The 19674-nt window shown below is 57.7% G+C and carries 18 protein-coding genes; 9 read left to right on the top strand and 9 right to left on the bottom strand.

What is annotated here, in order from left to right; all coding sequences use genetic code 11:
* Positions 1-110: 110 nt before the first annotated feature.
* Together ACFVTJ_RS16135 and rirA are read right to left on the bottom strand one after the other, a co-directional pair.
* On the bottom strand, positions 111-1157 hold the full coding sequence (locus ACFVTJ_RS16135) for an AbrB family transcriptional regulator (protein ID WP_386909007.1): 1047 nt from the start codon (positions 1155-1157) through the stop codon (positions 111-113).
* 167 nt (positions 1158-1324) lie between these two features.
* On the bottom strand, positions 1325-1795 hold the full coding sequence (gene rirA / locus ACFVTJ_RS16130) for an iron-responsive transcriptional regulator RirA (protein WP_386909005.1): 471 nt from the start codon (positions 1793-1795) through the stop codon (positions 1325-1327).
* 172 nt (positions 1796-1967) lie between these two features.
* Between rirA and ACFVTJ_RS16125 the strand changes: the two genes are divergently transcribed.
* A complete protein-coding gene (locus tag ACFVTJ_RS16125; RefSeq protein WP_386909003.1) occupies positions 1968-3017 on the top strand; it encodes a Fe(3+) ABC transporter substrate-binding protein in 1050 nt (349 codons plus the stop codon).
* Positions 3018-3114: 97 nt separating this feature from the next.
* On the opposite strand, the gene ACFVTJ_RS16120 is transcribed toward ACFVTJ_RS16125, so the two are convergent.
* Complete coding sequence (locus tag ACFVTJ_RS16120; protein WP_386909001.1) at positions 3115-4611, bottom strand: CoA-acylating methylmalonate-semialdehyde dehydrogenase; 1497 nt, start codon at positions 4609-4611, stop codon at positions 3115-3117.
* 106 nt (positions 4612-4717) lie between these two features.
* Between ACFVTJ_RS16120 and ACFVTJ_RS16115 the strand changes: the two genes are divergently transcribed.
* The 7 genes from ACFVTJ_RS16115 (at position 4718) to pncB (ending at position 11590) form a co-directional block, all read left to right on the top strand.
* Positions 4718-5599, top strand: a complete 882-nt coding sequence (locus tag ACFVTJ_RS16115; RefSeq protein WP_386908999.1) for a LysR family transcriptional regulator — start codon at positions 4718-4720, stop codon at positions 5597-5599.
* Positions 5600-5715: 116 nt separating this feature from the next.
* Positions 5716-6642 (top strand): DMT family transporter, encoded by a 927-nt coding sequence (locus ACFVTJ_RS16110; protein ID WP_386908997.1) that lies wholly within the window; start codon positions 5716-5718, stop codon positions 6640-6642.
* 291 nt (positions 6643-6933) lie between these two features.
* Positions 6934-8040, top strand: a complete 1107-nt coding sequence (locus ACFVTJ_RS16105) for a DUF475 domain-containing protein (protein ID WP_306018145.1) — start codon at positions 6934-6936, stop codon at positions 8038-8040.
* A gap of 365 nt (positions 8041-8405) precedes the next feature.
* Positions 8406-8750, top strand: a complete 345-nt coding sequence (locus ACFVTJ_RS16100; RefSeq protein ID WP_386908994.1) for a MarR family transcriptional regulator — start codon at positions 8406-8408, stop codon at positions 8748-8750.
* Between the two features lie 17 nt (positions 8751-8767).
* Positions 8768-9619 carry a C40 family peptidase gene (locus tag ACFVTJ_RS16095; protein ID WP_386908992.1) on the top strand — a complete coding sequence of 284 codons (852 nt, stop codon included), beginning with the start codon at positions 8768-8770 and terminating at the stop codon, positions 9617-9619.
* A 94-nt stretch (positions 9620-9713) separates the two neighbouring features.
* Positions 9714-10073 carry a hypothetical protein gene (locus ACFVTJ_RS16090; protein WP_386908990.1) on the top strand — a complete coding sequence of 120 codons (360 nt, stop codon included), beginning with the start codon at positions 9714-9716 and terminating at the stop codon, positions 10071-10073.
* A gap of 212 nt (positions 10074-10285) precedes the next feature.
* Positions 10286-11590, top strand: a complete 1305-nt coding sequence (gene pncB, locus ACFVTJ_RS16085) for a nicotinate phosphoribosyltransferase (RefSeq protein ID WP_386908988.1) — start codon at positions 10286-10288, stop codon at positions 11588-11590.
* 59 nt (positions 11591-11649) lie between these two features.
* Here the strand turns inward: pncB and ACFVTJ_RS16080 are convergent, their stop codons facing one another.
* Entirely contained in the window at positions 11650-13044 is a 1395-nt protein-coding gene (locus tag ACFVTJ_RS16080) for a leucyl aminopeptidase family protein (protein WP_386908986.1), read from the bottom strand.
* A gap of 142 nt (positions 13045-13186) precedes the next feature.
* Here ACFVTJ_RS16080 and ACFVTJ_RS16075 point away from each other — a divergent pair, with 142 nt between their 5' ends.
* Complete coding sequence (locus ACFVTJ_RS16075; RefSeq protein WP_386908984.1) at positions 13187-14011, top strand: tetratricopeptide repeat protein; 825 nt, start codon at positions 13187-13189, stop codon at positions 14009-14011.
* Positions 14012-14093: 82 nt separating this feature from the next.
* Here the strand turns inward: ACFVTJ_RS16075 and ACFVTJ_RS16070 are convergent, their stop codons facing one another.
* The 5 genes from ACFVTJ_RS16070 to ACFVTJ_RS16050 are packed head-to-tail and all read right to left on the bottom strand — an operon-like array spanning position 14094 to position 19622.
* On the bottom strand, positions 14094-15080 hold the full coding sequence (locus ACFVTJ_RS16070; RefSeq protein WP_386908982.1) for a type II secretion system F family protein: 987 nt from the start codon (positions 15078-15080) through the stop codon (positions 14094-14096).
* Positions 15081-15089: 9 nt separating this feature from the next.
* Entirely contained in the window at positions 15090-16094 is a 1005-nt protein-coding gene (locus ACFVTJ_RS16065; RefSeq protein ID WP_386908980.1) for a type II secretion system F family protein, read from the bottom strand.
* Positions 16095-16108: 14 nt separating this feature from the next.
* Complete coding sequence (locus tag ACFVTJ_RS16060) at positions 16109-17578, bottom strand: CpaF family protein (RefSeq protein WP_386908978.1); 1470 nt, start codon at positions 17576-17578, stop codon at positions 16109-16111.
* Positions 17579-17611: 33 nt separating this feature from the next.
* A complete protein-coding gene (locus ACFVTJ_RS16055; protein ID WP_386908976.1) occupies positions 17612-18895 on the bottom strand; it encodes a CpaE family protein in 1284 nt (427 codons plus the stop codon).
* A gap of 34 nt (positions 18896-18929) precedes the next feature.
* Entirely contained in the window at positions 18930-19622 is a 693-nt protein-coding gene (locus ACFVTJ_RS16050) for a CpaD family pilus assembly protein (protein ID WP_386908974.1), read from the bottom strand.
* Positions 19623-19674: the final 52 nt, after the last annotated feature.

Below are 19674 nucleotides of genomic sequence, written 5' to 3'. Positions count from 1 at the left end.
GATCGCCGCCGCAATTGCGGCAGAGTATTAACGGCCGGAACGAAAAAAGGTTGCACGCCATCCAGATTTTCACATCAATGGCTCCTGAGGGTACGGATAGCCGGCCCTCGTCAGGCGTCGTCGTCCCGCTTGCGGGCATCCTTGCCCATGACGAGCGGCATGAGCACGGACAGGAACAGAAGCCGGATAACATGATGCGAACCGACATAGGCGGTGTCGGCATGCATCATCACGGCCATTGCCGCCATGGTTTCAAGACCACCAGGCGCATAGGCGATCACGACGGCATTGAGCGGAACGCCTGTCACATGCGAAATCAGCCAGGCAATGCTGCCTGCGATTACCATCACGGCAATGGTGACCACGAAGCCGGCCAGAAAGCCCTTTCGCACCTCCATCAGGGATACATTCGAAAAGCGCGTGCCGATCAGGCAGCCGATCAGCACATAGACCGGTAGGCTCAGCCAGGTGGGCACACCGCCTTCGGTGAGGCCGGTAATATGCGTGCCGATGGAGATCGCAACGCCGCCAAGCAGCAGCGCGGCGGGAAATTTCCAGCGCAGGAAAAGCCACCCGGTCAGAAGCGAGGCGGCGATGGTGAGCGCTAGCGTACGCACGCCCATTGGCGGATTTGTAATCAACGGTTCCGTGCTGACCAGATCGAAATACTCGACGATCAGCGGCACGGAAAGCGTCAGTGCCAGCACGCGCACACTTTGCACGATGCTGACGGTCGCAAGGTCGCTTTTCGTCTCGGCGCCGAGGCTGATGATGTAGCTGAGATGACCAGGGGAGGCGCCCAGCATTGCCGTCGTCCGGTCGTAACCGAAACCGTAATGCAGGATCCAGTAGGCGACATAGAGCATGATCACGACGGCAACGAGCACGACGCCGAAACTCAAGGGCCATGTCTTTGCGGCATCGAGGACCGAGGGGGTAACGCTCGTTCCCATGGAAATGCCGACGACGACGAAACAGGCATTGCGGATGAAGGTGGGAATTCCAAGCTTTACGCCTGCAAGCCCTGTCATGGTGACAGCGAGCGCCGGTCCCGAAAGAAAGGGGGCGGGAACGTTGAGGAGGCTTGCAAGCAATGCGCCCATGCTGCCGATAAGGGCGGTGAGGGCAAATGTATGGAATTCAGGCTTGATGATCATTGCGACGCTGGTTGGTTGCTTGAAAAAGCTCGGGGACCAAATGCGCCGCTTCGTTCCGTGACGTCAACACGCAGGGCTGAAAATATTAGATTTCATGCCTATTCAACAAAAAAAGCCCCTGACCTATGGCCAAGGGCTTGATGATTGCGGGATAGATCAAAGGACGATCAGGCCGCCGGAAGTGCGGCAATCTTTGGCATTTCCGTATCGATCCCGAGCAGGAAGTTGATCTGCGGACGCGCCTTGACGAGATCGTCGATCGAATATTCCGTGAGCACGTCGAAGAAGGCATTTAGCGCCTTGCGCAGCGCCGAGTTCAGACCGCAGCTGTCCACGAGCGGACATTCCACGGCGCCATCCTCAAAGCACTCAGCCATCGCAAAGCTGTCTTCCGTCACCCTGACCACGTCGAACAGGCTGATCTTGTCGGCGGGTTTGCCAAGGCGCACGCCGCCATTGCGGCCGCGCACGGTTTCAACAAGGCCCGCCTTGTTGAGCGGCTGAAGGATCTTGAACAGGAACAGCTCAGATACACCGTAAGCTCTGGCGATCTCTGGAATGCGGCTCAGCTTGCCTTCATTCGCAGCGCAGTACATCAACATGCGAACGGCATAGTTGGTCTGTTTGGTCAAACGCATGCTGGTCTCCTAACTCTCAATGTGGAGTTATATAGTCTCTTTTTCAGTTTAGAACAATTCCAGAAACTGAAAAAACTGGCTTCCATCCGAGATTTCTCAAACAGCCGTGTTGACCGCCCTCATGATTCATGAACAAACAAGTCAAGAATCGAATGTAATGGAGGCATTCTTAATGGCAAGCTTGAAATCCTACTTTTCCGCTGCCGTTTTTTCAGGGCTGACGATCCTTTCCTTCGCGCCTGCCGCCCGGGCAGAGGGCGAAGTTAACGTCTATTCCTATCGCCAACCTGAACTGATCCAGCCGCTGCTCGATGCCTTTACCAAGGAGACAGGGATCGAGACGAACGTCCTGTTTCTCGACAAGGGGCTGGTGGAACGTATTCAGGCAGAGGGTGTCAATTCACCGGCAGATGTGCTCCTGACGGTCGATATCGCCCGTCTCGTCGAGGCGAAAGAGGGCAAGGTCACCCAGCCGGTCCTCAATGATCCCGTTGTCGAAAAGGACATTCCCGCCAATCTGCGTGATCCCGAGGGCGAATGGTTTGGTCTGACGACACGCGGACGCGTTGTCTATGCGTCGAAGGAACGGGTGACCCAGAAGGACATCACCTATGAGGAGCTTGCCGATCCTAAATGGAAGGGCAAGATTTGCATTCGTGATGGCCAGCATTCCTATAATATCGCGCTGATTGCCTCGATGATCGCCCACCACGGCGTCGATTACACCCGCACATGGCTGACTGGCCTGAAGAACAATCTTGCCCGCAAGCCTGATGGAACTGACCGCAGCCAGGCGAAATCGATCTTTTCCGGCGAATGCGATATCGCACTCGGCAATACCTATTATGTCGGTCTGATGCTGACCAATGATCGCGAACCGGAGGAGCAGGAATGGGCGCGCTCCGTGCGCGTGATTTTCCCCAATGCAGGTGATCGCGGCACGCATGTGAATATTTCCGGAATGGCGCTGACGAAATATGCGCCCAACAAGGACAATGCGCTGAAGCTGATGGAATTCCTGGCATCGCGGGAAGCGCAGGAAATCTACGCCAAGCAGGTCTTTGAATATCCGGTGCTGCCCGGCGCGGAGCCTTCCGACGTCGTGAAGGGTTTCGGCCCAATCAACCCAGACAAGCTGCCGCTGACGGACATAGCCGCCCACCGCAAGGAGGCTTCGGAGCTGGTGGATGAGGTGGGTTTCAACGACGGACCGACGAACTGACCGTCACGCATGCTTCTCAGTCGCTCTTCCGAGCGCCAGAAAAAAGCCCCGCTGCGATAACAACGGGGCTTTTATTTTGTCTACCGTCTGGCTGGGATTATTTCATCGTCGGCATGACGAATTCGGCACCCGACTTGATGCCGGACGGCCAGCGCGACGTGATCGTCTTGGTCTTCGTCCAGAACTTGATCGAATCCGTGCCGTGCTGGTTGAGATCACCGAAGCTCGAAGCCTTCCAGCCGCCGAAAGAGTGGTAGGCAAGCGGAACCGGGATCGGAACGTTGATGCCGATCATGCCGATATTGACGCGGCTTGCGAAATCGCGGGCCGCATCGCCGTCACGGGTGAAGATGGCTACGCCGTTGCCATATTCATGCTTCATGGGTAGTTCCAGCGCGTCTTCGTAATTCTTGGCGCGAACGACGGACAGAACCGGTCCGAAGATTTCCGTCTTGTAGATGTCCATGTCAGGGGTGACGTGGTCAAACAGGCAACCGCCGACAAAATAGCCGTCTTCATAGCCCTGCAGTTTGAAATCGCGGCCATCGACCAGCAGCTTCGCACCCTGTTCGACACCGCTGTCGATCAGGCCCTTGACGCGCGTCTGTGCTTCCTTGGTGACGAGCGGACCCATATCGGCCTTGTCGTCTGTATAGGGGCCGATTCTCAGGCTTTCGATCTGCGGAATGAGCTTTTCAACGAGACGGTTGGCCGTCTCTTCGCCAACCGGAACCGCAACGGAAACGGCCATGCAGCGTTCGCCGGCCGAACCGTAACCGGCGCCCATCAGTGCGTTCACCGCCTGATCGAGGTCGGCATCCGGCATGATGATCATGTGGTTCTTTGCGCCGCCGAAGCACTGTGCGCGTTTGCCGTTCATGGCGGCGGTGCCATAGACGTAACGGGCGATTGGCGTCGATCCGACGAAGGAAACCGCGCCGATATCGGGATCGGTGAGGATGGCGTCGACGGCACCCTTGTCGCCGTTGACGACGTTCAGGATGCCGGCCGGAAGACCGGCTTCAATCATCAGTTCAGCAAGGCGGATCGGCAGCGAGGGGTCGCGCTCGGAAGGCTTCAGGATGAAGGCATTGCCGCAGGCGATCGCCGGCGCGAACATCCACATCGGGATCATGCCGGGGAAGTTAAACGGGGTGATGCCCGCGCCGATGCCGACCGGCTGGCGGATCGAATACATGTCGATGGCCGGACCTGCGCCCTCGGTAAATTCCCCCTTCTGCAGATGCGGGATGCCGCAGACGAATTCGCAGACTTCAAGACCGCGGATGATGTCGCCCTTGGAATCCTCGACGGTCTTGCCATGCTCGCTGGAAAGCAGCACTGCCAGCTCGTTGATGTCGCGGTTCAGAAGCTCGACAAATTTGAAGAAGACGCGAGCCCGGCGCTGCGGGTTGGTGGCGGCCCACTTCGGCTGTGCCGCCTTGGCGCTTTCGACGGCGGCACGCAGTTCGGCGTCGCTCGCAAGTGCCACGGTCGCCTGCACTTCGCCGGTCGCCGGGTTGTAGACATTCGATGTGCGGCCGCTGGTGCCCGGCACATGCTTGCCATTAATGAAATGACCGATTTCCTTCATGGGTGTTCCTCCAGAATATGATGATGCAGCATTACCTTTCGATTTGCACAAATCAATCGCCTGAAATAAGCATCAATTGTGCAAAAATAGACATAAGGAGGGTGCTGTGAACTGGGATGATGTGCGGTTGTTTCTGAGCGTCGCGCGAAGCGGCCAGTTTCTTTCGGCGGCGAGAAAGCTCGGTGTAAATCACGCCACCCTCAGCCGCCGTATTTCCGCATTGGAAACGGCAATCGGCACACAGCTTTTCCTGAGAAGCACCAATGGCTGCGAGTTGACGGAAGAGGGCCAGCGCCTTCTTGCTGGGGCCGAACGCATGGAAACCGAAATGCTGAATGCCCAGGCAAATCTCGGTCGTGTCGATACGGCTGTGGCGGGAACGGTGCGCATCGGCGCACCCGATGGCCTCGGCGTATCCTTCCTTGCGCCAAGGCTTGGCAGACTGACGGCCCGTTATCCCGACCTGAAAATCCAGCTTGTGCCGGTGCCGCGGTCCTTTTCCCTGTCGCAGCGCGAGGCCGATATCGCTATCACCATCGAGCGGCCGGAGCAGGGCAGGCTGATGTTTTCGAAACTCACCGACTATTCGTTGGGCCTCTATGCCTCGGCGCGTTATCTGGCCGACTACGGAACACCGGGTGATATTGAGGCGCTGAAGCGCCATCGGCGGATCGGATATGTGGAGGACCTGATTTTTTCACCCTCGCTCAACTATACCGGCGAGATCATGCGCGACTGGGACGCGGCCTTCGAGATATCGAGTGCCACCGGCCAGACGGAGGCGGTGCGGTCCGGAGCAGGGATCGGCATCCTGCACAATTACATAGCCGGGCAATATCCTGAACTTATGCGGATCATGCCGCATCTCGGTATCAGCCGCTCCTATTGGACGGCTTATCACGAATCTGCCCGCCAGCTGGTCCGTGTCCGCACGGTCGTCGATTTTCTCCAGGAACTGGTCGGGGAAGAGCGGCGAATCTTCATCTGAGATTAGCCGCTCTTTTTATTAGTACTATTAATTGCTGATGCCGGCTGGTTCCGGGCTTGACAAATGGCTGCCGGCTGGACGACCAATGCAGCTATTGGGAGAAATCGGAATCTGACATGTCGACTATGATAAGAAAGCTTTCGCCGACTGGCCTCGGCGTGGCCGTCATGCTGCTTGGAATGCTGCTTTTTGCATTGAACGACGCCATGGGAAAATGGCTTGTATCGACCTATAGCCAAGGTCAGGTCATCCTTATCAGAAGTGCGGCAGCGCTTGTCATTCTCGTTCCGATCGTCTGGAGGGCAGGCCTTTCCGGCCTCGTGAACATTGAGCGGCCCGGCCTTCAGGTGGCGCGCGTGTTCTTCTCAACAGCTGAACTTTTCTGTTTCTATTTCGCAGTGGCGAGCCTGCCGCTGGCGGATGTGATGACCTACTGGCTGGCAGCGCCCATCTATGTGGCCGCCCTGGCACCGTTTCTGCTTGGAGAGAAGGTTGGCTGGCGCCGCTGGACGGCCATTGCCATCGGATTTGTCGGTGTTCTCATCGCGCTCAAACCCAGTTCGGCAAGCCTCACTTCCGCGGCGCTCTTTTCCATTCTCGGCAGTGCTGCCTTCGCCTTCATGATGTTGTCCGGTCGCCAATTGCGTAACACGCCGGATACCGTGCTCGCCTTCTGGCAGATCATCGGTGCAGGGCTTGCGGGCATCTTTGCGGTGTTTATGACCCCCTCTGGCTGGATGCCGGTCCAGTCCAGCTTCGATCTGGCGTTTCTCAGCCTGCTTGGCGTGGTCGCCATGGCGGCGCATGTACTGGTGAACCGGGCCTTGAAGCTCGCTGACGCCGCCACCGTCGCACCGCTGCAATATACGCTGCTGCTCTGGGCGGTGGTCTTCGGCTGGCTGTTCTTCAACGATGTGCCGCAGACCAGTATCGTTGTCGGCGCAGGCCTGATTGTTTTTTCCGGACTTTATATTTTCTTCCGCGAAAATACACTCAAGCGACGTCGCGAAACCGCCGAAGGACTGGCTTCGGAGCAGGTTTGATCTTTCCAGTACGCTGTGGTGACAATCACGGGACTTGACGAAGGCGTGATCTTCAGGAAGTAAGAAGGGGTCCTGCGATGATTTGTCTCGCAAGGGCAGAGGAAACAAAGGTGCCGGGCCCCTCTGGCGAGAGTTTTACGGCGCTCTCGCGATGTCGGTACCGCCTGCAAAATTGGCCGGCGGATTAAAAACTATGAAAAACCTGAATGTGCTTCGCGCGCGTGCTTTTCGCGTGCGGCCTGACGTCCTGCGTCGGTCCGTGAACCTCATCGTTATCGGAGGAGACCGGACATGAGCGCCGCCCAGAAAACCACGCTTTCCTACTTCAAGTGGGCATTTATCGTCACCGTCGTGGGTCTGATCCTTGGCGGTTACCTCGGCTGGGAAATGACCGGCACGATCGGTGGCACAGCGACGATCTTCTTCATCTGCGCGGTGCTTGCCGTGCTGGAAATCTCGCTGTCCTTCGATAATGCAATCGTCAATGCCAACAAGCTCAAGGACATGACACCGGTCTGGCAGCATCGCTTCCTGACCTGGGGTATTCTCATTGCTGTTTTCGGCATGCGTATCGTCTTCCCGCTGCTCATTGTCGTCGTTGCCGCCAATGTCGGCCCCTGGACGGCACTCGTGATGGCGGCCACGCAGCCGGAGCGCTACGCGGAAATCATGCGTGACGCCCATCTGCCGATTGCGGCTTTCGGCGGCACCTTCCTGATGATGGTCGGTCTTAACTTCTTCTTCGACCATGAGAAGGATGTGCACTGGGTGCGTTGGATCGAGGAAAAGGCTGCGACCTATTCCTCCGTCAAGGGCATCGAGATCGCTTTTGTGCTTATTGTGATGCTGGTCTTTTCCCGCATCATTGGCGCCAGCGACAATCCCGAACTCGGTCCGGTTGCGGCTAACACCTTCTTCCACTCGGCGATCTGGGGTCTTTTGACCTTCCTTCTGGTGGAAGTTGTCGGCGGCATTCTCGATCGCAGCCAGGAAATGCTGGAAGGCGCTGCAAAGGGCGGCTTCGGCGCGTTTCTTTATCTCGAAGTGCTGGATGCCAGCTTCTCCTTCGATGGTGTAATCGGTGCTTTCGCACTGACGCAGAACCTCTTCATCATCGCCATCGGCCTCGGCATCGGCGCGATGTATGTGCGCTCGATGACGATCATGCTGGTGGAGAAGGGAACCCTCGCTGAGTATCGCTATCTGGAACACGGCGCGTTCTACGCTATCCTCATCCTGTCGGTCATCATGTATGTGCAGACCATGTTCCATATACCGGAGGTCATCACCGGTCTTGGTGGCGCGACCCTGATCGGCATTTCGCTCTGGTCGTCGATCCGGCATAACCGGCAGCAAAGTGCCGATGCGGCTGACGCGGCGCGCGGTGCGGAAATCTGATCTCCGTTCATCCCTGCCTTCCGCCGCTGAGGCGGAAGGCATTTTTTGAGCATCATCTCTCCGACTGCCTTTTTTTGTTGCTGTTTATTCTTTGAGGAAAATTTGGCCACAAAGATGGATATTTGCTCCAAGTGGCTGTTTTCCTTTTATTTTGTGCGCCGCAATAAAACTGGCACGCTTCCTGCTTCTCATCTGGCAAGTCCAGAGGGGACGTAAAAGCCTGGAAAACGGGTCAATAAACGCCGCCGCGCCGCGCGATCTTCCAAGGTCTGCGCCGCGCGGCGGTTTTGTTTGTGCGGATGGTTCTTGAGTTTTCCACTGCGTTGCATGAAAACAGTGGAACAACGACGGGAAGGGTCACCGACTTGCCTGCACAATTGTCGCCCACGGAGGCCTTGGGGCTTTGGCACCGCGTATCCGCGGCGCAGGTCATTGACGATCAGCCGGATTTGACCTTGCGTCAGACGGCCATCCTGCTGCAGATTTATCTCGTGCCGCCGCCGCACACCGTTCGGGGTCTCGCCGCCACGCTACGTGTCACCAAGCCGGTTATCACCCGTGCACTCGACAGTCTCGGAGCGCTGGGATTGGTAGACCGGGTTCGGGATGAGCGGGACAGGCGCAATGTCGTGATAAAACGCACCGTCGCCGGTGCGCTCTATCTGGAAAAATTCGGCGATCTGATTATTGATCAGGCACGCAAGATCTAACCCCTGGATGTGAACCCATGATGCTCGACCGCCGCCTGAATGTCTTTCGCCCCGATCTCGCCGATGCGAAATTACAGGGTGTGGTAGAGGCCGAACGTTTCGTCAGTGGTGCGCCCGCACAGGTCATCGCACCTGTCATCGGTCTGCGGCCGACGCCTGATCTCGCCACCGGAATAGACACAGAACTTCTCTGTGGCGAAACGGTGCGTGTTTTCGACAGGGCGAATGGCTGGGCGTGGGTGCAGGCGGATGCTGATGGTTATGCCGGTTATATGCCGGAATCGGCTATCGGTGACGTTGCCGCCGCCACACATCAGATCATCGCGCCGCGCACATTCCTTTATCCCTCGGCGGAGTTGCGCAAACCGCCGGTGGCGGCGCTGTCCATGGGCAGCCTGATCCGCATTGTCGGCGAGGGGGAGACGCGCGGCACCCGCTACCTGATGACCGAAAAAGGCGAGGGCATCATTGCCGCCCATTGCCGGGCCGTCGGTGCGGCGCTTGAAGAAGACTATGTAGCGGTCGCTCTGCGCTTTATCGAAACACCCTATCTCTGGGGTGGCCGCTCCGGTTTCGGCATCGATTGCTCCGGCCTTGTGCAACTTTCCATGGCGATGACTGGCCGCCGGGTTCTGCGCGACACGGATATGCAGGTAAAGTCACTGGGCGTGGAAATCGAGCGTGATGAATTGACCCGCGGCGATCTCGTTTTCTGGAAGGGCCATGTCGGCCTCATGGAAAACGAGGAAACGTTGTTGCATGCCAATGGCCATACGATGAACGTCGCACGCGAAAACCTTGACGCGGCCATCGAGCGCATCGGCTGGCTTTATGAAAAGCCAACGGCTTTCCGCCGCCTGGAAGGCTGAGACAGCGGCTTTCACGAAAATGTGCCTGCCCGGCCCTTTGTGGGAGAGCCGCCGGCGCCTACATCGGTTGGATGATGGTACGGTACTGGCAACGATGAAGACGAGAACGGCAACACGACTGGCAACGATCGTCACAGCGGTTTTGCTGAGCGCCTCGGCGCAGGCGCAGACCGTTTTTCAAAATGGTTTTGCCCCCGCACCGGATGCCTATGCAAACCTGCCGGGCGTCAAGGACCCGCGAACGCTGCAGCCCAAGGTTCGCTATAACTGCCATAGCGAACTTGGCGTGACCGGATACTCTCGAGGTCCCTACCGGGATGTTTTCGGCAGCCGCGGTCTTCCTGTTCAGGGGTATCGCTGCACCGATGAAAACGGTATTTCCAGTTTCGGCGGCAGAAATCCGGTTTCCAAGGACTGGTATCCCGGCATCAATCCCGTGGACCCGACCTTCTGAAGTGGCCTCGCTTGAGCGCCGGGCCGAAAACGACAATGCGGTTTCGGGAAATCGACCCGCGAGCAGGCATGTGAGGCATTTGCCGCCGCCGGCGCTCTGGACTTGTTATCGCTTTTTCAGATAAATCTTGCGCGTGACAGGTTGATACCTGCAGGGGTGCGGAGTGAGATCGGCTATTTTCTGACCATTGGCCGATATTGGGGAATGCAAGTATGACGAAGACCGATATAGCCACCCGTGTCCACAATCATACCTGGAAGCTAGACCCGATCGTCCGCAGCCTGATCGATACGGATTTCTACAAGCTCTTGATGTTGCAGATGATCTGGAAGCTTTATCCGGAGGTCGATGCGACGTTTTCTCTGATCAACCGCACCAAGACGGTGCGGCTGGCGGAAGAGATCGACGAGAGGGAACTGCGCGAACAACTCGATCACGCGCGCACCCTGCGTCTCTCCAAGAAGGAGAATATCTGGCTTGCGGGTAATACGTTCTACGGCCGCTCGCAGATTTTCGAGCCGGAATTCCTCTCCTGGCTTTCCAGTTATCAATTGCCGGAATACGAGCTTTTCAAGCGCGACGGGCAATACGAGTTGAATTTCCATGGCCGCTGGATGGATACGACGCTCTGGGAAATCCCGGCGCTGGCGATCATCAACGAGTTGCGTTCGCGCAGCGCCATGCGCTCGCTCGGTTATTTCACGCTGGATGTCCTCTACGCCCGCGCCAAGGCCAAGATGTGGGAGAAGGTCGAACGTTTGCGGGAATTGCCGGGCCTGCGCATCTCTGATTTCGGCACCCGTCGCCGCCACAGCTTCCTGTGGCAGCGCTGGTGCGTCGAGGCGCTGAAGGAAGGCATCGGCCCTGCCTTTACCGGTACGAGCAATGTCCTGCTCGCCATGGATTCCGATCTTGAAGCTGTCGGCACCAACGCGCATGAACTGCCGATGGTAGTTGCGGCCCTGGCGCAGACGAACGAGGAACTGGCCGCCGCCCCCTATCAGGTTCTGAAGGACTGGAACCGGCTCTATGGGGGCAACCTGCTGATCGTGCTGCCGGATGCTTTCGGCACCGCGGCGTTTCTGCGCAACGCGCCGGAATGGGTGGCGGATTGGACCGGTTTCCGTCCGGACAGCGCGCCGCCGATCGAAGGCGGCGAAAAGATCATCGAGTGGTGGCAGAAGATGGGCCGCGACCCGCGCAAGAAGATGCTGATCTTTTCCGATGGTCTCGATGTCGACGCCATCGTCGATACCTACCGCCACTTCGAAGGCCGCGTCCGCATGAGCTTCGGTTGGGGCACCAATCTTACCAATGATTTTGCCGGCTGTGCGCCGAAGACAATAGCCAGCCTCAAGCCGATTTCCATCGTCTGCAAGGTCAGCGACGCCAATGGCCGACCGGCTGTGAAGCTCTCGGATAATCCGCAAAAGGCCACCGGCGATCCGGCTGAAGTCGAACGTTACCTGAAGTTCTTCGGCGAGGAAGACCACAAGGAACAAAAGGTTCTGGTTTAAGGCGCCCGGGCGCTCCGGTTGAGGAAGCGCCCGTCGAAACCCGATCCGCGTTCAGCGGATTACTTTGCGAATTGATGTGCGATGTAATGGAAGAGTGCGCGGATGCCCTGTGCTTCCCCACCAATCGACGAATGGTGTCGTTCGCTAAGTGACCAGCCGTAGATGTCGAAATGCGCCCAGCGTTTGGTATTGGTGACGAAGCGCTTCAGGAACAGGGCGGCGGTGATCGATCCACCCATGCCACCCGAAGGCGCATTGGTGATGTCGGCTGCGCGCGAGCGGATATCCTTGTCATATCCCATATAAAGCGGCATTCGCCACAGCGGGTCATCCGTATCGATGCTGGCTTCAGCGATATCATGCGCCAGATCGTCGTCATCGGTATAGAAGGGCGGCAGATCGGGACCCAGCGCCACACGGGCTGCTCCCGTCAGCGTCGCCATGTCGATCATCAGATCAGGCGCATCCTCGTCCGCATAGGCCAGAGCATCCGCCAGAACGAGACGCCCTTCCGCATCGGTGTTGTCGATCTGTACCGTCAGTCCCTTGCGGCTCCTATAGATATCGCCTGGACGGAAGGCATTGGCGGAAATGGAATTTTCGACCGCCGGCACGAGAACGCGCAGATCGACCGGCAGCTTCGCATCCATGATCATCAGCGCAAGGCCGAGAACATTGGCGGCCCCACCCATATCCTTCTTCATCAACGCCATGGATGACGCTGGCTTGATGTCGAGACCGCCGGTATCGAAGCAGACACCCTTGCCCACCAGTGTCAGTCGCGGATTGCCCTTCTTGCCCCAGTTCATCTCCAGAAGGCGCGGCGCGCTTTCACTGGCGCGGCCGACAGCATGGATCAGCGGGAAGTTTTCCTTCAGCAGATCATCGCCGGTGGTAACGTTCGCCTTGGCCTTGTAGTGGGCGGCAAGCGCCCGGAAGGCGATCTCGAGCTCGTCCGGTCCCATGTCGTTGGCCGGAACATTGATGAGGTCGCGAGCGAGGAACACACCTGCCAGAATGCGTTTGATCTCGCCGTCTTCGGCGTCCTGCGGAATGAGAAGCTTTGCCCCGCTGGTCTTGGTTGTCTTGTATTTGTCGAAGCGGTAGCTGCCGAGGCCGAAACCGAGCGCGAGGCGATTGGCCGTCAGGGGCGCGGTTTCGATGTGCCACTCGCCCTCCGGCAGCTCACGGGCGAGTTTGCCGGTGATAAAGGGAATTTCGGAAGGATTGCCACCAAGGCCGAGAAGGACACCGCCCAGCGATCCATCAGCGGAAGGAACGAGCAGAACCGCGCCGGCTTCCGCCTTGAACCCCGCCTTTTTGGCCCAGTCCAGGGCGACCGGGTCTATGGCACCCTGTTCGATATGGGCGGGCGTGACGGCGAAAACCGGCAAAGTGCTGCCGGCCTTCGAGCTGAAAGGGGTGGGGCGTTCGATGAACTGATAGGGCGCCATGGTATGCTTCCGTAAATGTCGAGGATCGGTGCGATTAACGCTCTGTTAGGGTTAACAGATTATTGCTTAAGCGAAAGTTGCGTCATGTGAGTCTGTCGTGTGTCGGGCGCAAGATCGATCATTCTCGGGCGGGGGCGCTGCCATGACTGCATTTTCTTTGGGTGAGACAGGCCGGACAGGGTTGCTGCGGGGCGTATGTCTTGCAGCGCTGGTTTTGGCCGTTTCCGGATGTGCGAGCACCAACAAGCCGGATCGCATGTCCACCGGCTCCATTCCCGCCGCCACGCGCTCTTATGACCACCTGAACATGGAGCAGCTACGGCAGGCGGAAGAAACCGCCGGCAAAGCCTATGAACGCAACCCCAAGGACAAGTCCGTCGGCATGAATTATGCCAGCGTACTGATGATGACCGGTAAGAATACCCAGGCCCTTGCGGTCATGCAGCAGATCGCCATTGCCAATCCCGCCGACCGTGAAGTGCTTGCAGCCTATGGTAAGTCGCAGGCGGCTGCTGGTCAGCTGGAGCAGGCGCTTTCGACCATCCAGCGCGCGCAGACACCTGATCGCCCCGACTGGCGGCTCTACTCCGCCGAGGGAGCCGTGCTCGACCAGCTCGGACGTTCCAATGAGGCACGCTCCAGATATCGTCAGGCACTTGATCTCAAGCCGAACGATCCGAGCGTATTGTCCAATCTCGGCATGTCCTATGTTCTGTCGAGCGATCCGCGTACTGCTGAAACCTATCTGCAATCGGCCATCGCCCAGCCGGGCGCCGATAGCCGCGTCCGCCAGAACCTTGCGCTTGTGGTAGGTCTGCAGGGCCGGTTTGCGGAAGCAGAACGCATTGCGGTGCAGGAACTCTCCGCGCAGCAGGCTCAGGCTAACCTCAGTTATCTGCGTGCGATGCTTTCACAGCAGAATTCCTGGCAGCAGCTTGCGAAGAAAGACGGCAAGCCGGCTGGTTAATGTATTTTTCTGAGAAATTTACAGCAGAGCCCGGCAGGTAGGTAATTCCCGCTTTGCATAAATCCGTAGTGCTTTTTCTACGTCAGAACGTGTCGGCAACGCGAATACCAGCCGGGCCGAGAATGACCGCGATGAGGACCGGCAGGAAAAATATGATCATCGGCACGGTCAATTTCGGCGGCAGAGCAGCCGCCTTTTTCTCGGCCTCATTCATGCGCTCGTCGCGGCCTTCCTGTGCAAGAACACGCAGCGCCTGAGCGAGCGGGGTACCATAGCGTTCCGCCTGGATAAGCGCCTGCACCACACTTTTGACGCCGTCCAACTGGGTGCGCATACCAAAATTCTCTAGCGCCGTGCGCCTGTCCTGGAGGAAAGACAACTCCGCTGTCGTCAGGATCATCTCTTCTGCCAGTTCAGGTGACTGCTCACCCATTTCTTCCGCCACACGGCGCATAGCCGCTTCCATTGACACACCTGATTCGATGCAGATCAGCATCAAATCCAGCGCGTCCGGCCAGGCACGCTTGATTGACGCCTGCCGCTTGGTCATGCGGTTCGAAACATAGATATTGGGGGCGTAGAAACCGATATAGCCGAAAAGAAGCACAGCCATCAGCCGAACGACAAAAGCTTTGTCCGCGAGATTTCCGAGAATGAAAACCCAGGTAAATGCGATCGCGAGGAAAATGAACGGCAACACAAATCGGGCAGCAAGAAATGTATTGAGCGCATTCTGAGAACGGAAACCGGCGGCGCGCAGCTTGGTCATTGTGTTCTGATCGACAAGTACCTCCCGAAGATTGAATTTCTCTACGATGCGCCGGGCGGATTTATTATTGTTACTGCGCAGCGATGTTCTGCCTTCGCGGGTCGCGGTCGCAAGGCGTTCGCGCTCCCGGCTGCGAATGAGGTCGCGCTCCGACGAGACGGCCCGCATGCGCTTGGCAAGATCTTTGCGCTCCAGAAAAGGCATGATCAGCGTATAAAGGGTCGCAAAAACCGCGAGCGTCACAAGAATGGCGATGATCGTCTGTGGGTTCGTCAGGCCTGAGAAGAAATTTCCGGTCATGATCGCCCCTCAAATATCGAAATTGATCATTTGCCGCATGATGAAAATCCCGATGAGCATCCAGAATGCGGATGCCCCCAGAATGATGTGTCCGCGCATATCTGTGAAAAGTATCGAGAGGTAATCAGGTGATGTAAAATGTACCAGCATCATCACGATGAAAGGCAATGCGCCGATGATGACGGCGGATGCCTTCGCCTCCATGGACAAGGCATTCACTTTGGCGCGCATCTTTTTGCGGTCGCGCAAGACCTTGGAAAGGTTGGACAGGGCCTCCGAAAGATTGCCGCCTGCCTGTGCCTGAATATTGATAACGATACTGAAGAAGCTGACCTCGAAGAGCGGCATCGTCAGCATCATGCGCTCTATCCCCTGTGGAATCCCGATACCGACCTGCTGCGCGTCGACCACCCGCTGAAACTCCGTTTTCACGGGTTCTTGCCCGTCGGAGGCGATAAGCCGCACGGCATCGTTCAGTGGCAAACCGGATTTGATCGAACGGCACATGACGTCAAGCGCATTCGGGAATTCTTCAAGAAATTTTTTCTGCCGCCGTTTCAAAATGAACGCCAAGACCCATCTTGGCAGCCCCAGAACGGCAACGCCGCCAATAAGCAGGGAAATCATCAATGAAAGATTGTACACTAGCGCGATAAGGATTGCGCAGGCGCCTGCGCCGACGCTCATGAGATGGAACTGCCGAACGGAAATTGTCAGCCCTGCCTGCACGAGCTTATCGCGCAGGCTGACATTCTTTGCTTTTTTCGCCTTCTCATTCTGTTTCTTTTCCATATCCCGCAGGCTGTCCTGCATGGATTTGCGGCGCTTGCTGAGTTCTTGGACCCGATCGCGCGCGGCCTTGATATTGACGTGATCCGTCTCAGCGGCCTGTACTCGCTTGAAGCGACTGGTGGTCTTTTTTTCGACCTCTATCTGCTGGAAGAGAAAGACATAGGCGAGCGCTCCTGCCGAGATGGCGACAAGGACGGCAAGTAACGCTATTGTCGGGTCCATGGCGGTGCTTTCCCTTAGGATGTCTTTTCCATCTCATCGAGCGCGGCCGCCAGACGCTTGTCCTCGCCGTAATAGCGTGCGCGATCCCAGAAATGCGGTTTGCTGATACCGGTTGATACATGCCTGCCGATCAGCCTGCCCTGCGCATCTTCGCCTTCGATCTCGTATCGCATCAGATCCTGGGTAACGATGACATCGCCTTCCATGCCGATTACTTCGGTGATCTGCGTTATCCGCCGCGAACCGTCACGCAGGCGGGCCGCCTGAATGACGATATCGATCGATCCTGAGATAATTTCGCGCACAGTCTTGGCGGGGAGCGTGAAGCCGCCCATGGCGATCATCGATTCGATACGGCTGAGGCATTCACGCGGCGTATTGGCGTGCAGCGTTCCCATAGAGCCGTCATGACCGGTGTTCATGGCCTGGAGCAGGTCGAACACCTCCGGCCCACGCACTTCACCGACGACGATACGCTCGGGCCGCATGCGAAGGCAGTTCTTGACGAGATCGCGCATGGTGATTTCGCCTTCACCCTCGATATTCGGCGGACGCGTTTCGAGCCTCACCACATGCGGCTGCTGCAGCTGCAGTTCGGCGGTATCTTCGCAGGTGATGACGCGTTCATCCTTGTCGATGAAGCTCGTCAGGCAATTGAGGAGTGTGGTTTTGCCGGAGCCGGTGCCTCCGGAGATGACGACATTGCAACGGACACGACCGATGATCTTGAGCAATGTCGCGCCCTCCGGCGTGATCGCTCCGAAACGCACGAGCTGGTCGAGGGTCAGCTTGTCCTTCTTGAATTTTCGGATTGTCAGCGCCGGTCCGTCGATGGCGAGCGGCGGTGCGATGACGTTTACACGCGATCCGTCCGGCAAGCGCGCGTCGCATATGGGGCTCGATTCGTCCACACGCCGACCGACCTGGCTGACGATGCGCTGGCAGATGGAGAGCAACTGCGCATTGTCACGAAAGCGGATATCTGATTCGATGGTCTTGCCGCCGACTTCGATGAAGGTCTGGCCGGAACCATTGACCATGATATCGGCAATGTCGTCGCGTGCGAGAAGCGGCTCCAGCGGCCCGTAACCCAGCACGTCGTTGCAGATATCTTCGAGCAGCTCTTCCTGCTCGGCAATCGACATGGCGAAATTTTTGATCGTGATGATATCGTTGACGATATCACGAATTTCCTCGCGCGCGCTTTCCGCGTCGAGCTTGGCGAGCTGCGAAAGGTCAATCGTATCGATAAGGGCAGAAAATACCTGGCCCTTGGTGTTGTAATAGTCTTCCGTGCGAGCACGTTTTTTCTGTGCGAGGGGTGCGCCCGTCACCTGACGGGTAACAGGCGATTGGCCGGGCTCGAGCGTGTCAATCGCAGGAGAGCGAGGCTCAGGCACCGCCGCCACCTGCATGGATACAGGTGCGACAGGTTCCGGCTTCGCGCTTCTGGCTGGGCCTTCGGGCCCGCGTTTTCCGAACATCGGCTTTTCCGTCTAAGGGCGCTGGCAGAGGACCTACTTGCGCTTGAGAATATTCTTCAGTTTTTCCAGACCGCCGCGCCTGTTTTTACGCAGGACGGAGCGACCTGTGATGGTGTGCGCGATCTGCGAGAAGGTTTCCGCAGTCTGGGATTTTTCATCCATCTCGCTGATCATGCGTCCGCTATTGGCGGCATTTCCGAACAATTGAGCGTCGAAGGGGATGATCGCGATCGGCTCGATTTCCAATGGCTCAAGAAAATCCGCCGGCGTAATTTCCGGACGTTTCGGCATCCCGACCTGATTGAGAACGAGATGCGGTAATTTGTCGTTGGGTCTCAGCTTGATCAGCGCATCAAAAAGGTTCTTCGTGTTGCGTAGATTGGCAAGATCGGGAACCGCCGTGATGACCACCTCGTCAGCTTCCGCAAGGACTGCCCGGGTCCAGTCGCACCATTGGTGGGGAAGATCGAGAACAGCGACGGGCGCGCTGCGCTGCAAGACCTCGAGGATCGGCAAAAACGCCTGGCGATCGAGATCATAGGTCCGGTCGAGTAGGGACGGCGCCGCAAGAAGCGACAGGTGATCGGAACATTTCGTCAGAAGACGGTCGAGAAACACCTCGTCCAGTCGTTCCGGTGAAAAGACTGCTTCCGCCATGCCCTGAGTAGGATCCTGATCGAAATCAATATTGGCCGTTCCATAGGCAAGATCCATATCCGCCAGAATGGTTTCCGTCGAGAACAGATTGGAAATGCCGAAGGCGCAATTGTGCGCAATGGTTGATGAACCAACTCCGCCCTTGGCACCAATGAAGGCGATGTTGCGGCCGAGCGGTTCGGCTTCGGGATCGACGAAGATCGCGGCGATCGAACCGAGCAGATCGGCCATGTTGATCGGCGCGACGAGATATTCGGAAATGCCGTTGCGGATAAGATCGCGATAAAGCGTAATGTCGTTGTGCCGGCCTATGATGATGACACGGGTGGACGGATCACAGACCTCCGCCAGTGGCGCGAGATCGCCCAGCAGCGAGGTGGTTGCGCTTGCCGTTTCAAGAATAATGAGATTGGGTGTGGGCGATGCGGAAAACATCGTGGCCGCCGCATTGATATCACCCTTTGTCACCCGCAGAGTGACCTTGCTCATGCGCCTGTCACTCGACAGCGCATCCATGACACTCTGCATCCCGTCGCTGACGCAGAAGGCGTGAATGGAAATGCGGGGCAGCGGCCGCAGGCGATCCATATCCGAAGCGCGCAGCGGCGGGTCGGCTTCTGCGCCGACGCTTGGCTTGATGTCGTATTCTACAGCGCTCATCGTTTTTCCTGCCGTGACAAATGTTGGACCCGCATCAATTCGTGGGCGCCGTCGAAGGCTGGCCGCGATAGTTATCGATGACAACCGCACGGCGTTCGGCATCGATCGGGCTCATGCCGCGCGGTCCCACCAGATCCATCGGATTGGCGATCTGCGCAGCGAGATTGCTTTGGGAGGCGCACCCGAAATTGTACCAGTTCTTGTTGGCGAAGGTATTGTCGGAGAGATCCTCGGGCCACTGGCCGCATTGGCCGGTCATCGCGGTAACGGCGATATAGCTCAAACGGATAGGTGCGGCGTCGCCATTCGGAGAAGCGGCATAGCGTGTTTGCATGATCTTTCCGGCAGCCACACCTGCGCCGGACAGCGTAGAGCGAATCTGTTTCGCAATTTTTGCTGCCGTTGCCGAATTGGGCGATCCTGAAGGCATCTGAATGTTGATGACGCCCGTCGACATCGACGCATAATTCTGGGCGAAGCCACGGATATTATCCGCCATGGCCGTGGTCAAACGGCTGTCACCCGCCGAAACCGGAATATCAAGCGAATGTTCGGCTTCCGACAGGGTAATCGGGTGGCGCGTGCGATAGTCGTCGGGAATGGCATTGGTGGTCATCGGATCACGCGCGCAGCCCTGCAGCAGGCCGGCGGCAAGCGCGACTACGGCGATGAGACCGGCTTTTGTTGCAGGCAGGTGGAGGGAAAAAGCGGAAGAGTTTTCCTGCATGGCGTTTCCTGCCCGGGTGTGGCTCGCTGGGGAAAGAAGGTTGAGTGCGTGC

This window comes from Agrobacterium sp. NPDC058088, assembly GCF_042885035.1.
Lineage (GTDB): Bacteria > Pseudomonadota > Alphaproteobacteria > Rhizobiales > Rhizobiaceae > Agrobacterium.
Note: the sequence above shows the minus strand (reverse complement) of the source record. Positions and strands in the feature narration are given on the sequence as shown.

What these genes read in the sequence shown, in the direction of transcription:
- ACFVTJ_RS16055 (WP_386908976.1), bottom strand. Translation starts at nt 18,895, where the DNA reads ATGAGCGCTGTAGAATACGACATCAAGCCAAGCGTCGGCGCAGAAGCC.
- ACFVTJ_RS16080 (WP_386908986.1), bottom strand. Translation starts at nt 13,044, where the DNA reads ATGGCGCCCTATCAGTTCATCGAACGCCCCACCCCTTTCAGCTCGAAG.
- ACFVTJ_RS16070 (WP_386908982.1), bottom strand. Translation starts at nt 15,080, where the DNA reads ATGACCGGAAATTTCTTCTCAGGCCTGACGAACCCACAGACGATCATC.
- pncB (WP_386908988.1), top strand. Translation starts at nt 10,286, where the DNA reads ATGACGAAGACCGATATAGCCACCCGTGTCCACAATCATACCTGGAAG.
- ACFVTJ_RS16090 (WP_386908990.1), top strand. Translation starts at nt 9,714, where the DNA reads ATGAAGACGAGAACGGCAACACGACTGGCAACGATCGTCACAGCGGTT.
- ACFVTJ_RS16120 (WP_386909001.1), bottom strand. Translation starts at nt 4,611, where the DNA reads ATGAAGGAAATCGGTCATTTCATTAATGGCAAGCATGTGCCGGGCACC.
- ACFVTJ_RS16125 (WP_386909003.1), top strand. Translation starts at nt 1,968, where the DNA reads ATGGCAAGCTTGAAATCCTACTTTTCCGCTGCCGTTTTTTCAGGGCTG.
- ACFVTJ_RS16095 (WP_386908992.1), top strand. Translation starts at nt 8,768, where the DNA reads ATGATGCTCGACCGCCGCCTGAATGTCTTTCGCCCCGATCTCGCCGAT.
- ACFVTJ_RS16050 (WP_386908974.1), bottom strand. Translation starts at nt 19,622, where the DNA reads ATGCAGGAAAACTCTTCCGCTTTTTCCCTCCACCTGCCTGCAACAAAA.
- ACFVTJ_RS16135 (WP_386909007.1), bottom strand. Translation starts at nt 1,157, where the DNA reads ATGATCATCAAGCCTGAATTCCATACATTTGCCCTCACCGCCCTTATC.
- ACFVTJ_RS16065 (WP_386908980.1), bottom strand. Translation starts at nt 16,094, where the DNA reads ATGGACCCGACAATAGCGTTACTTGCCGTCCTTGTCGCCATCTCGGCA.
- rirA (WP_386909005.1), bottom strand. Translation starts at nt 1,795, where the DNA reads ATGCGTTTGACCAAACAGACCAACTATGCCGTTCGCATGTTGATGTAC.
- ACFVTJ_RS16060 (WP_386908978.1), bottom strand. Translation starts at nt 17,578, where the DNA reads ATGTTCGGAAAACGCGGGCCCGAAGGCCCAGCCAGAAGCGCGAAGCCG.
- ACFVTJ_RS16075 (WP_386908984.1), top strand. Translation starts at nt 13,187, where the DNA reads ATGACTGCATTTTCTTTGGGTGAGACAGGCCGGACAGGGTTGCTGCGG.
- ACFVTJ_RS16105 (WP_306018145.1), top strand. Translation starts at nt 6,934, where the DNA reads ATGAGCGCCGCCCAGAAAACCACGCTTTCCTACTTCAAGTGGGCATTT.
- ACFVTJ_RS16110 (WP_386908997.1), top strand. Translation starts at nt 5,716, where the DNA reads ATGTCGACTATGATAAGAAAGCTTTCGCCGACTGGCCTCGGCGTGGCC.